Source organism: Streptomyces sp. NPDC058469 (assembly GCF_042721125.1).
Taxonomy (GTDB): domain Bacteria; phylum Actinomycetota; class Actinomycetes; order Streptomycetales; family Streptomycetaceae; genus Streptomyces.
In genome coordinates, this window is the sequence record NZ_JBHXME010000025.1 from 1 (window position 1) to 12783 (window position 12783).

General features: G+C 70.3%; 10 protein-coding genes. 3 read left to right on the forward strand and 7 right to left on the reverse strand.

The window, feature by feature from the left end:
- The first annotated feature begins 145 nt into the window (after positions 1-145).
- Positions 146-403, forward strand: coding sequence for a chorismate mutase (locus ACFWP5_RS14520; RefSeq protein ID WP_366489240.1), 258 nt, complete (start codon positions 146-148; stop codon positions 401-403).
- A 624-nt stretch (positions 404-1027) separates the two neighbouring features.
- Here ACFWP5_RS14520 and ACFWP5_RS14525 read toward each other — a convergent pair.
- On the reverse strand, positions 1028-2158 hold the full coding sequence (locus tag ACFWP5_RS14525) for a hypothetical protein (protein ID WP_384155021.1): 1131 nt from the start codon (positions 2156-2158) through the stop codon (positions 1028-1030).
- 179 nt (positions 2159-2337) lie between these two features.
- On the opposite strand from ACFWP5_RS14525, the gene ACFWP5_RS14530 reads away from it, so the two are divergent.
- The gene (locus tag ACFWP5_RS14530; RefSeq protein ID WP_384155023.1) at positions 2338-3375 is read left to right on the forward strand and encodes a cell wall protein; all 1038 of its coding nucleotides are present in this window, start codon (positions 2338-2340) and stop codon (positions 3373-3375) included.
- 102 nt (positions 3376-3477) lie between these two features.
- Here ACFWP5_RS14530 and ACFWP5_RS14535 read toward each other — a convergent pair whose 3' ends face one another.
- From ACFWP5_RS14535 to ACFWP5_RS14550, 4 genes are all read right to left on the reverse strand, one after another.
- The gene (locus ACFWP5_RS14535; RefSeq protein ID WP_384155024.1) at positions 3478-5256 is read right to left on the reverse strand and encodes a GMC oxidoreductase; all 1779 of its coding nucleotides are present in this window, start codon (positions 5254-5256) and stop codon (positions 3478-3480) included.
- 98 nt (positions 5257-5354) lie between these two features.
- The gene (locus ACFWP5_RS14540; protein ID WP_384155025.1) at positions 5355-6986 is read right to left on the reverse strand and encodes a succinic semialdehyde dehydrogenase; all 1632 of its coding nucleotides are present in this window, start codon (positions 6984-6986) and stop codon (positions 5355-5357) included.
- Positions 6987-7145: 159 nt separating this feature from the next.
- Positions 7146-8726, reverse strand: a complete 1581-nt coding sequence (locus ACFWP5_RS14545; protein WP_384155026.1) for a serine/threonine-protein kinase — start codon at positions 8724-8726, stop codon at positions 7146-7148.
- A 44-nt stretch (positions 8727-8770) separates the two neighbouring features.
- Positions 8771-9700, reverse strand: coding sequence for an MBL fold metallo-hydrolase (locus tag ACFWP5_RS14550; protein WP_384155028.1), 930 nt, complete (start codon positions 9698-9700; stop codon positions 8771-8773).
- A 103-nt stretch (positions 9701-9803) separates the two neighbouring features.
- Here ACFWP5_RS14550 and ACFWP5_RS14555 point away from each other — a divergent pair, with 103 nt between their 5' ends.
- Positions 9804-10703: an AraC family transcriptional regulator gene (locus tag ACFWP5_RS14555; protein WP_384155030.1), complete on the forward strand. Its 900-nt coding sequence runs from the start codon at positions 9804-9806 to the stop codon at positions 10701-10703.
- Here ACFWP5_RS14555 and ACFWP5_RS14560 read toward each other — a convergent pair whose 3' ends face one another.
- Positions 10704-11060 carry a hypothetical protein gene (locus ACFWP5_RS14560; protein ID WP_384155032.1) on the reverse strand — a complete coding sequence of 119 codons (357 nt, stop codon included), beginning with the start codon at positions 11058-11060 and terminating at the stop codon, positions 10704-10706. It lies immediately after the preceding gene.
- Complete coding sequence (locus ACFWP5_RS14565) at positions 11057-12721, reverse strand: serine/threonine-protein kinase (protein WP_384155034.1); 1665 nt, start codon at positions 12719-12721, stop codon at positions 11057-11059. Before ACFWP5_RS14565 ends, ACFWP5_RS14560 begins: the two co-directional genes overlap by 4 nt.
- Between the last annotated feature and the right edge of the window lie 62 nt (positions 12722-12783).

The following is a 12783-nucleotide window of genomic DNA, read 5'->3' on the forward strand; positions in this document are numbered from 1 at the left end:
TACTGTCATGCCGGATGCAATGGTCTAGATTATTTAGTTACTTATAAGCTAATTTCCCGGTGCCACGTGCAGACAAGGCCCGGGGCGCCTGTCGTTCTCCGGGTCCTGTCGCTCCGGGGTGGCCGTTCCCGACGAGGAGCTCCTTATGACCGCCACTACGCCCGAGCAGACCATCGCCGACGCCCGGGAGCGCATCGACGCTCTGGACGACCGGATCATCGGGCTGATCCAGGAACGGGTCGCCGTGTCCGCCGTCGTCCAGGAGGCGCGGATCGCCTCCGGCGGGCGGCGGGTGAGCCTTACCCGGGAGAACGAGATCCTCAGCCATTACAGTGCGGCGCTCGGCAAGCCCGGTACCTCCCTTGCCATGACGCTGCTCGAACTGTCCCGGGGTCGTATCTGAGTTCGGGCCCGCTCTCACCCGTACGGCGCGTGACCGCCTCGCGAACCGCTTCGTTGGGGGTGGTGTCCGCGCCAGCCAGGGGCGGCCCGAAAGAACCACGCGTGGCTCGGCTGGGGCGATGAGACGTACGGATCGTGCCGTGCGTCGTGGGACCTCGCTCCAGGGTCGTGACCGGACGGCAGGGGACAGCAGCCCGGTCACCCAAGAGAACGGTCGGCTCCGGGGACGCCCGGGGCCGCCCGGCGGAAACTGCAAAAATGCACAAAGCCGGATCGAACGGTTGCGGAGGCCGCGTCCATCCAGCACGATGCGTAGAAAGCCCTGAGGCTCCCCCGAGCCCCAAGTCCCCAAGCAGACAACCGCATTGCAGTGCACAGTCCCCCTGCCAAAGGTCGAGACCAAGCGTGCGCGCCGTGTGCGCCGGGGCGCCGACCCAGGGCACTTGAGACAAGCGGCGCAACCCCCCGGCGCCGCTCCCAGGCACCGGCGCTGCCCTGACGTCGGTGCTGACGGAGAAGGGCCCCGCGGCTCCGTCCCGCGGGGCCCTTCGCTTGCCCGTCAGCTGTCAACTGCCAACCGGGTCAACCGAGTCGACTGAGTCGACCCGTGGGCACCAGGTGGACATCACGTGCGCGACACCGTCCCGCACGCCTCGCCCTCGCCGATGTCCTTGCTGCGGTCGTACGGGTCCGTCGTCGGGCCGGACGCCGCGGCTCCCGTGGGCTCCGCCGAGGGGAAGTCCGGGTGGAAGTAGCCGTCGTAGACGTCGCAGGCGCTGTTGCCGAAGTCCGCGTTGTAGAGGGCGACGCTGAGCCGGCCGGGGGTGACCTGGTAGCGGGCGGGGTCGAGGACTTCGAGGTCGATCACGCGGCGGACGATGGTGCGGGTGACCTCGGTGGAGCCGTCGGTGCGGACGACCGGGTAGACGAAGGTGTAGTCGGCGTGGATCTCGACGCCGGAGTGCTCGCCCTTCTTGAAGGTGATACGGCCGCGGGTCTTCACGACGTCTCCGACGAGCCGTACGTCCTTGGGGTCGAAGCGGCTGAACATCATCAGTGGGTCGTGGGCCTTGGCCGGGGTGCGCAGGGACGTGTTCAACTCCTCGATCATCCCCGGCTGTTCCGGGTCCAGCACCGCGAGCGCGTCGGTCGGGCGGGCGCCGGCGACCGTCTTCGGGTCGAGGTTGGCGTCGACGAGGAACTTCTGGGCCTGCTTCAGGGCGAGTTGGACCCGGTCCTTCGAGTGCACGCCCACGGCCTTCGCCTTCGGCAGGACGATGCCGGCCGCGCCGTCCGCCCAGTTCAGGGCGGGTGAACCGGCGAACGGCCGGTCCAGGGTGGGGGTTTCGGAGTCAGCGGCGGAGGGCGCGGCGGTCGGTGCGGCCGTCTCCGGCGCGAGCGGGGATGCCGCGGCGGAGTCCGATTCCGCCTTGCCGCCGAAGGGGTCGCCGGGGATGAGCGACGGTTTCATCGCGACCACGGCGACGGCTGCGGCGAGCGGGACGCCGAGGACGGCCCACAGACGGCGTTTGCGCCGGGCCCGCCCGTTCATCTCCTGCCAGGCGGGACCGGTCCGCCAGCCCTCGGGCTCCGCGCCCTTCTTCTTCAGCCGCTCGGTCACCTCACGGGCGCGGGCGGACGGTTCCTTCGGGGCGGACACGCGGATCTCGTGTTCCGTGTCGCGGGCGAACTGTTCCCAGACATCGTCGGGGATCTCCGGGGTCGAGGGCGGTTCCTCGGCAGGCTTGTCAGACACGTCCCCAAGTTCTAGACGGTCCGAAAGCCTGTTCACAAGGAGAACTTGGGTGTGACACAGCCCACATAAGAATCCGGTGAGAGTGGGTACAACCGTTCACAGGTTTCCCGGGTCTCACCTGCGTAACCAAGGGTCACACCCGCGCCCCACACGCGGAGCCCTCCGCCCAGCGTGCTGCGTTGTCGCAGCACACCGGCCTTCTTGAGGACTTCATGAAGCTTCGCCGTGCCATGGCCGCGGCGGCCGCGACGGCCGTCATCGCTCCCCTCGCCCTGCTGTCCGCGCCGGCCGCGTTCGCGGAGGAGTCGCCGTCGGCGAGCCCGACCGAGAGCGTGAGCGAGGCGCCGTCCGAGACGCCGTCGGACACGGCCTCCGCGACGCCGTCCGATTCCACGTCGCCGTCCAGCAGCACCCTGCCGAGCGACTCGGCCACCCCTTCGGCGAGCACCAGCACGTCCACGTCGGCCACGCCCTCCACCTCGGCCGAGCCGAGCGAGGAGCCGACCGACCCGGACGTGCCGTTCTGCGAGGACCTGGACAAGGACTTCTCCGACGCCAAGGTGTCCGCGGACATCAAGGGCCTGCCGGGCAAGATCGTCGCGGGCGACGGCTTCCACAGCTTCAAGCTGACCGTCACCAACGACTCGAAGACCACGGTCGAGGGCGTCGCCTTCTACGCCGAGGTCGAGAACTACGAGCTCGACCAGTCGAAGTTCCTGAGCCCGTACGTGGACCTGGAGTTCAAGAACCCCGAGTCCGGCACCTGGGACCGCATCGGCAACGACGAGTGGGCCGGCGACTACTTCTTCTACGTCAACGCCCTGAAGTCCGGGAAGAGCGAGACCGTCGACCTGCGCGTCAGCATCAGCGCGAAGGCCCCGGCCGGCGACGCCTACTCCTTCGGTTCCGGCGCCTACCTCGACAACGTCAAGGGCCAGGACTGCATCGCCGAGGGCTGGGCCCAGTACGACTTCGAGGTCCTGAAGGCCGGCTCCAGCAACACCGACCCGGGCACCGCCACCCCGAGCACCGGTGACAAGGACACCTCGGTGAAGAAGCCGCAGGGCTCGGTCTCCGACCTCCCGACCGGCAACCTCGCCGCGACCGGCTCCAGTTCCGCGCTCCCGGTGATCGGGCTCGTGGGCGGCGCGGCGGTCGTCGCGGGTGCCGCCGCGGTGGTCATGGTGCGCCGGCGCAAGAGCGGGGCGAGCGCGTAACACGCGGCTCGCCGCACAAGGAAGGACCTGCGCTCGGAGGGGGGCGCAGGTCCTTCTGCTTGTACTGAGTGGCTGCTACGGCTTCTTGTACCGAGTGGGTTTCTACGGCTTCGGTGGCACCGTCGGTATCCCCAGGAACGGCAGCTTCAGCGCGCCGAACGCGTCCTCCGGGACCGCCGGTTGACGCGGCTCCACCGGCTTCAGGCGTTCGTACGACAGCCCCTGCTCCGGGCGCGGGTCCGGCTCGCCCTTGTTGGGCCAGTACGCCATCGCGCGCTCGGCCTGCGCGGTGATGGTGAGGGACGGGTTGACGCCGAGGTTCGCCGAGACCGCCGAGCCGTCGACGACCGAGATGCCGGCGTGGCCGTAGAGGCGGTGGTACGGGTCGATCACGCCGGTCTCGCGGGAGGCGCCGATGGGGCAGCCGCCGAGGAAGTGCGCGGTGAGCGGGGTGCCCATCAGTTCGCCGACGTTCGAGCCCGCGAAGCCGTTGATCTCGGCGGCTATCGCCGCAGCGCCCTCCGAAGCCGCCCTGATCTGCTTGGGGTTGGGGGCGCCGTGCCCCTGACGCGCCGTCAGCAGCCCTTTCCCCACGCCATCCGGTTTCAGGTACGTCGTCAGGGAGTTGTCCAGCGACTGCATCACCAGGCCGATGATGGTCCGCTCCGACCAACGGCGGTTGGAGAGCGAACGGAGGACCAGGACGGGGTGCCTGGCCGCGTTCGCCAGCCAGGCCAGTGCCCTCGACGAACCCTCCGCGTACGGGACTTGGAGGATCGACAGGCCGCCCATCGAGTTGGACCCCTTGCCGTAGCGGACCGGTTCGATGTGGGTGTTCTCGTCGGGGTGGATCGAGGACGTGATGGCGACTCCGCGTGTGAAGTCGACCTGCGGGGCGCCGGTCGCTTTGCGGTAGCGGCGGTTGTTCGTCTGCGCGCCGACCAGCGCCTCGGAGTTGGTGCGGGTCAGCTCGCCCAACTTCTCGGAGAGGTACGGCAGTTGCCCGCCCGTCTTCATGCGGTGCAGCAGGGTCTGGGTGCCGTAGGTGCCGGCGGCGAGGACGACGCGGCGGGCCTTGAAGGTACGGCCTTCCGACGTGCGGCGCGCGTCCGTCGGCAGAGTGGCTATCGCGTAGCCGCCCTGCGAGTCGTCGGTGACCGACACGACCGTCGTCATCGGGTGGACCACCGCGCCCGCCTTCTCGGCGAGGTAGAGGTAGTTCTCGTTGAGGGTGTTCTTCGCACCGTGCCGACAGCCCGTCATGCACTCGCCGCACTCGGTGCACGCCTTGCGGTCCGGGCCCGCGCCGCCGAAGTACGGGTCGGCCACCTGCTCGCCGGGCTTCGCCTTCGCGGTTCCCTCGGCGTCCTCGCCGTCGCCGAAGAAGACGCCGACGGGGGCCATGTGGAAGGTGTCGCCCACGCCCATCCGCTGCGCCGCCGCCTTCAGATGGACGTCGGACGGGGTCATCGTCGGGTTGAGCCGTACGCCGAGCATGCGGCGGGCCTGGTCGTAGTACGGGCCCAACTCCTCCTGCCAGTCCGTTATTTCGCGCCACTGGGGGTCCTCGAAGAACGGCTTCGGCGGGACGTACAGGGTGTTGGCGTAGTTCAGGGAGCCGCCGCCGACGCCCGCGCCGGCGAGGACCATGACGTTGCCCAGCAGGTGGATGCGCTGGATGCCGTACAGGTTGAGCTTGGGGGCCCAGAGGTAGTTCTTGAGGTCCCAGGAGTTCTTGGGGAGCGTGGAGGGGGTGAAGCGGCGGCCGGCTTCCAACACGCCGACGCTGTAGCCCTTTTCGGTCAGGCGGAGGGCGGTTACTGAACCGCCGAAGCCGGAACCGACGACGAGGACGTCATAGTCGTAGGCATCTTGCGACAACGTGTTCTCCTCATTGAGATTCGCTGCGGGTCGTGTGTGGCTGGTCGGGCTCACGCGGCGAAGCCGCATATCGATACAGCCCCGCGCCCCTGGGGTGACTACCTGAGCCGGAATGCCTTCATCGCGCGGAGGCTCCTGCTCATGAACTGCGCGTAGCCCTCATCGTCCATCCCCAGTGACGGAGCCATCGGCAACAACCGCTGCTGGGCGATCGTTTGGGCCTCGGTGTACTTGAGGATGCCCTCGGAGCCGTGGCGGCGGCCGAGGCCGGAGTCCTTCATGCCGCCCATCGGGGACTGGACGCTGCCGTAGGCGGAGGCGTAGCCCTCGTTGACGTTGACCGTGCCGGTGCGGAGGCGGGCGGCGATCGCGCGGCCGCGGCGGCCGTCCTTCGTCCAGACCGAGGAATTGAGGCCGTACGGGGTGGAGTTGGCCTCCTCCACCACCTCGTCCTCCGTCGTGAAGCGGTAGACGGAGACGACCGGGCCGAAGGTCTCCTCGGCGCAGACGGACATGGGTGCCTCGACGCCGTCGAGGATGGTGGGCTCGAAGAAGTACGGGCCGATGTCCGGGCGGGCGATACCACCCGCCACGAGCTTGGCGCCCTTGGCGACCGCCTCGTCCACGTGCCGGGTGACCGACTCCAACTGCCGCTCCCCCGCCAGCGATCCCATGTCCGCGCCGTACGCGAGGGACGTGCCGAGGCGCATCGCCTTGGTGCGGGCGGCGAAGCGCTCCAGGAAGGTGTCGGCGATCGACTCGTGGACGTACAACCGCTCGATGGAGACGCAGAGTTGACCGGCGGAGGAGAAGCAGGCGCGGACCGCGCCCGCCGCCGCCTTCTCGATGTCGGCGTCCTCCAGGACCACCATGGCGTTCTTGCCGCCGAGTTCGAGGGAGACGCCGATCAGGCGGGCGGCGGCGCTCTGCGCGACCTCGCGGCCGGTGCGGGTGGAGCCGGTGAAGGAGACGTAGTCGGCGTGCTTGACGACCTCGGGGCCGACGACCGGGCCCTCGCCGAGGACGACCTGGAACACCTCGGCCGGCAGACCCGCCTCGATGAGGAGGTCACGGGCCCACAGGGCGGTCAGGCAGGTCTCCGTGTCCGGCTTCATCACGACCGCGTTGCCCGCCGCGAAGGCCGGGAGCGCGTCGCCGACGGAGAGCTCGAACGGGTAGTTCCAGGGGGCGATCTGGCCAACTACCCCGCGGGGGTGGCGCAGTTCGGTGACCTTGGTGAGGGTCGGGACGGCGCCGGTGTGCCGCTTCGGCTTGAGGTAGGCCGGGGCCTTGCGGCCGTAGTGGCGGGCCGCGACGGCGACGGCCTGCACCTCCTCGTGCGCGTGCAGCCGCGCCTTGCCGGTCTCCAGCTGGATCAGGTCGAGGACCTCGGCCTGCCGGGCGAGCACCAGGTCGTGGAAGCGGAGCAGGACGGCCGCGCGCTGCCGTACCGGCGTCTGTGCCCACAGCGCCTGCGCGGCGCGGGCCGCGTCGAAGGCCTTCGCCACGTCCTCGGGTGTGGACTCGGGCAGATCCGCCAGCTTCTCACCGGTGAACGGCGAGTGGTTGGCGGTCCGGCCGGAGCCGACCACACCCTTCGTGAGCTGGGCGACCAGTTCCGGGGTGACCACATCGGCGGCGGTACGGGCGCCTGTGGGGGCCGGCGCGAGGGGGTTCGTGCCGGTCGTCGTTTCCGTACCGGTCTTTTCCGGGGCCTGCGAGTCCGTCATGTGCCGCAGGGTATGCCGGAGCGGAGGGTTTGGGTACCCGTCGGTAATCGGGATTCACCGAGTGCTCACACGGCGCCAGCGATCACTGGCAACGAACGCGCTGATCAGGGCGTTGTGCGGGGATGATCACCGCCGGGTCGGTGCCGGATCGTCACCGGATCACTTTTCCGTGAGGGCCAGCCGGTCACGGGCGCCCTTGAAGAGCGCGGTGCCCTTCTTCTCGTCCGGGGTGCCCTTGGGCATGTCCACGCGCAGCTCGTACATACGGCCGTCCGCGGTGCGGATGACCAGGGCCATGACGCGGGTGGGGATGCCGGAGTCGTCGTAGACGGTGTCGGCGAGGACCGCGTCCTTGTTTCCGCGGAAGCTGGTGCGGGTGTACTGCGGGTTCGACGTGCCCTGCGCGAGGGCGTGCGCCTCGGTGAGGGGGGAGGCGGTGGCCCCGTCCCGTTCGGTGAGGCTCACGCGGAGGGTGCCGGTGTTGCCCGTGGAGGCGGTGGCGTAGGTGACGGTGCGGCTGCCGGATCCCGTCGGCGCGGATTCCGCCTGCGCGTCGAGACGCTTGTACTGGGGTGGGAGGGAGAGTACGGCGGACAGGCCCTTCTCCCGGTGAGCGGTCCACGGGCGGTCGGTGGTGTCGGCCGTGTCCAGGAGGGTGTCCACGACGGTGCCGAAGACCAGGCCGGCCAGGAGAAGTACGCCGAGCGAGAGGAGAAGGGCGCGGCGGGGGCGCAGGAGGCGGGGCTTGGGTTGGGGATTGGGTTCGGGTTCGGGTTCGGGTTCGGGCTGGAGCTTTGGTTCGGGTTGGGGTTCGGGCTGTGGTGCGGCGTCGGAGACGGTGGCGGCAGCCTCGGGCTCCTCGTCGGGCGGCGCGTCCTGGAGGGTGGTCGTCGGCTCCGGTACGTCCCTCTCCTCGGCCACCGCGTCCAGTACCGCACCGACCTCCTCCGCCCCCGGCCGCGCCTCCGGTTCCCGCTCCAACAGCCGCAGGATCAGCGGCCCGAGAGGCCCCGCCCGGGTCGGCTCGGGTGGTTCACCGGCGAGGATCGCGCCGAGGGTGGACTCCACGGTCGTACGACGGAAAGGGGACGCCCCTTCGACGGCCGCGTAGAGAAGGACGCCCAGGGACCAGAGGTCGGAGGCCGGTCCCGCGCCCGTGCCCGACATGCGCTCGGGGGCGATGAATTCGAGTGAGCCTACGAACTCCCCGCTGGCGGTGAGGGATTCCTCGCCCTGGATGTGTGCGATGCCGAAGTCGGTGAGGACGACACGGTCGTGTGGGCCGAGCAGCACGTTGGCCGGTTTGACGTCCCGGTGCACGATCCCCACGGCGTGGGCGGCGCGCAGGGCGCCGAGGACGGCGCGGCCGATGCGCGCGGCCTCGGCGGGGGCGAGGGGGCCGCGCCTGAGCAGTTCGTGCAGGGACTCGCCGCGCACCAACTCCATGACGATCCACGGGAGTTCGTCCTCGATGACGACATCGTGGATGGCGACGGCGGAGGGATGGTCGACCCGGGCGGCGGCCCGGGCCTCGCGGTAGAGCCGGTGCGCGGCGCGCTGGAACTCCTCGTCCTCCGGGTCGCCGGGCAACCGCGGCTGTTTCACGGCGACTTCGCGGTCCACGAGTTCGTCGAAGGCCCGCCATACGGTGCCCATGCCGCCGGAGCCGATCCGTTCGAGCAGCCGGTAGCGACTGCCGACCAGACGTCCGTCGCGCACCTGTTCGCCGACTTCGCTCATGCCCCATCAGTACCGTGCCGGATACGGCCTTGTCGACGCGCGTCCTACTTCCCGAGCACGAGCGTGTCGCCCTCCCGCCGCACCTCGGCGACACCGGTACCGCCGAAGTGTGCCGGAATCACCAACTCCCTTTCGTCGGCGGCCCGTTCGAGCACGCGCCGTCGGCTCATCGCGGCCTGCCGGGGATCGAGGCAGAAGCAGCTGCTGCACTCGGGGTGCGGAATCTGGACGGGGCTGTGCAGCAAGTCCCCGACGAACACGGCCCGTTCACCGCGGGAGGCGACCCTCAGGACGGACGAACCCGGGGTGTGCCCGGGCGCGGACTCCAACGTCAGGTGCTCGTCGACGCGGTACGTGCCGTCCCACAGGGTCGCCAACCCGGCGCGGTGCACGGGCGCGACGCTGTCCTCGTAGGTCAGGCGGTCGTCGGGCCGTACCGCACCGCCGTAGTTGTTCTCGGGCCCGAAGTGGAAGTCGTCGGCGGCCGGGAGGAGATACCGCGCGTTGGGGAACATCGGCACCCAACTCCCGTCCACGTCATGGGTGTTCCAGCCGACATGGTCGCCGTGGATGTGCGTGTTGACGACGACGTCGACCTCCTCCGGCAGTACGCCGGCCCGTGCCAGTCGCCCCGGGAGGTCGCCCTGACTCATGTGGAACAGCGGATTGCCGGGCCGCTCCCGCCCGTTGCCGACCCCGGTGTCCACGAGCACGGTCCGTCCGGCGCTGCGCACCACCCACGTCTGGAGCGCCACCACCGCGCGGTCGGTCTCGGGGTCCCAGTGGTCGGGGGCGAGCGTCTCACGGTGGTCCTGCCACACCTCGGGCGGCAGGTCCGGGACGAGGGTACGGGCGGGGGCGTAGGGCCGCGCCCACTCGACGACTCGGACGACTTCGACGTCACCGATCATCAGGGTCTGCGCCTTGTTCGACTGTGCCTTGTTCATCTGGGTCTGCGCGTTGTCCTCGGTCATGGAAACGAGCTTAGGGTGGGTGGTGTGAGCGCCTCAATGCTCGAATGTCTCACTTGGATGCGTGGACGGCTCACTGCGGCTACCCCTGGCGTAACGTAGCCGCATGGATGTGGTGAGCGACGCGATCTCCGCCGTACGGACCGGGCGGCCCTCCTCCAACCGCCTTCGTGTGGGCGGCAGTTGGTGCACACGGCTCGCGCCGTACGAGGGCGCCGGGTTCCACGTCGTGCTGGCGGGCCACTGCTGGCTGGTGCCCGACACGGGCGGTGAGCCGGTGACGCTGGGCGCGGGGGACGTCGTACTGCTTCCGCATGGAGCGGGGCACGTGCTGGCGGACTCGCCCGGGGACACGACGCGTGCGGTGCCGTTCGAGGAGATGCGGCGGCCGGCAGGGGGCGCAGACGGGCGTGAGGTCGAGTTGCTGTGCGGGAAGTACCGGCTCGACCGGAGCCGGACGCATCCGCTGATGGCGGAGCTGCCGGAGGTGGTCCATCTGCCGAACCGGGTCGGCCGCCATCCCGAACTGCGGTCGGCCGTGGACCTGTTGGCGAACGAGTTGGACGAACGGCGGCCGGGCGCCTGCCTGGCGTTGCCGAGTCTGCTCGATCTGCTGCTGATCTACATGGTGCGGGCGTGGATGTCCGAGGCGGAGACGGGCAGTTGGCCGTCGGTGCTGAGCGATCCGGTGACCACGGCCGCGCTACGGGCCTTGCACTCGGACCCGGCCGCCCCCTGGACCAACGACCGGCTGGCCGCCGCGGCGGGCGTGTCCCGGGCGACGCTGGCCCGCCGGTTCACCGCGCTGGTGGGGCGGGCGCCGATGGCGTATCTGACGTGGTGGCGGCTGACGTTGGCGGCAACGCGGCTGCGCGACACGGACGCCTCGCTGGCGGCGGTGGCGCGCGAGGCGGGGTACGGCAGCCCGTATGCCCTGTCGCACGCGTTCAGCCGGGAGTTCGGGGTGACGCCGGGGAAGTACCGGGTATCGGCGAGCAGTTCGTAGTCATTCGCCCTCGGGAACGGGATCCGGATCGGGATCGTCGTCGTACTCCTCCGCGAGCCGCAGCCCCAGGTCGGACTCCCACTCCAGAGCCCACTGCCGCAGGTCCGCGATCTCCTCCGCGCCGAGTCCGTGCGCCGCGAACTCCTCGTCGCTCACCCAGACGACGCTCTCCAGCCGGTCCCGCAGCCCGAAGAGGTCGAAGTCCGTGCCGTCGTCCCGGAGGCCCAACTGCTCCAGTTCGATGGCGGAGTAGTGGCGGCGGGCCGCGTACACATCGACCACATCGCCCGGCAGACCGCGGTCGCCGAGCGCGCGCACGCTCAGGACCGCGAGGTCGGCGTCCGTACCGCCGCTCACAGCGTGTCGACGTCCAGGTTCGCGATCGCCGCCTTCGCCACCTCGCGGCCGCGAGCCGTGAAGTCGCCCTTGCCCGGGTAGCCGATCGTGAGGCGGTACATGTCGCCGGAGGTGGTCTTGTAGTAGAAGATCTGCACCTCGCGGGGGCGGGAGTCCTGGCTGTCGTCGGTGTCGTAGATGACCGTGTTCATGGCGGCGGGCTTGCCCCGGTAGGTGCCGGTGGGCTTCGTGTCCGTCCCCGGGTTCTCCGGCATGTCGAGGCTGCTGCTGCCGCTCTGCTTGAACTCGCCGTTGTCGTCGTACATTTGGGCCGCGGCCGAGTCCTTGATCTCGCCGAGGGTGTCCTCGGACTTCTTGACGAGGGCCAGGCCGACCGAGATGCTCCCGCTCAGGTCGGTGTACGTGATCCAGTGGCCCTTGTCCGTCCGGCGGTCGGGCAGGCCGGGCTGGTACTTGGCGGGGACCGCGAGCGTCGCCGCGACGTCCTGCACGTGGTGTTTCCGCCAGCCGTGCGGGAGCGTCTGCGATCCGGCGAACGGGTTCCCGATCAGCAGATACGCCGCCACCGCCGCCGCGACGACCACCGCACCGAGCCCGGACCACGTCTTGCGGCCCGGGCGGAATCCTCTTCCGGCTCCGGGGCGTTCGACGTACCGCACCTCCTGCGTGGGCACCGGCGCCGGCGGGCTGGCCACCGATTCCAGTACGGCGCGTACCTGGGCCGCGTTCGGGCGGCTCGCCGCGTCCTTGGCGAGGAGGGCGGTGATGAGGTCGGCGAGCGGGCCCGGGGCCAAAGTCGGCGGAGCGGGCGCGGCGTTGAGGACCGACTGGAGAGTGGCGGGGGTGTTGCTGCGGCGGAACGGGGAGACGCCCTCCGTCGCCGCGTACAGGACCACGCCGAGGGACCACAGATCGGAGGCGGGGCCGGGGCGCTGGCCCAACACCCGTTCCGGCGCGATGTATTCGGGCGAGCCGACGAAGCCGCCGGTGTCGGTCAGGTTCGTCTCGCCCTCGATCTGCGCGATGCCGAAGTCGGTCAGGACGACCCGGTCGTAGCGGCCCAACAGCACGTTGTCCGGCTTCACATCACGGTGCAGGACGCCCGCCGCGTGTGCGGCTTCGAGGGCGCCGAGCACCTGGAGGCCGATGCGGGCCGCGTCGCGCGCGTCGAGGGTGCCCTCCTGCAACGCGTCGCCCAGCGAGCGGCCGGTCACCAGCTCCATCACGATCCACGGCTGACCGTCGACCACGGCCACGTCGTGCACGTTCACGACGGCCGGGTGGTCGAGCCGTGCCGCCGCACGTGCCTCGCGGCGCATCCGCTCGAAGGCGTTGGCCCGTTCGCGTTCGGGAAGGTGGTCCGGAACGCGCGGTTCCTTCACGGCGACCTCGCGGTCCACCGTCTCGTCCTTGGCCCGCCACACCGTGCCCATACCGCCGTGCCCGAGTTTGCCGAGCAGCCGGTACCGCCCGGCTATGAGGCGTCCGGTGCCGGGGTCCGGCGGTGAGTCGGGCGCCGGGGCGGGCGCCGAACCGGGCGTCGCGTACGGGTTGTTCGGGTGCGGCACCTGCGCCGGCACGGCCATGCGCGGGTTCGGCGGTTGCAGAGCGAAACTCGTCGGCTCGTCGGCTCCGTGTCGGGCTCCCCCGTTGCTGCTCATGCGTCCATCCATATCGCGCCAACCGCCGCCGTATCCACCTCTGGTGCTTTCCGGTCACAGAC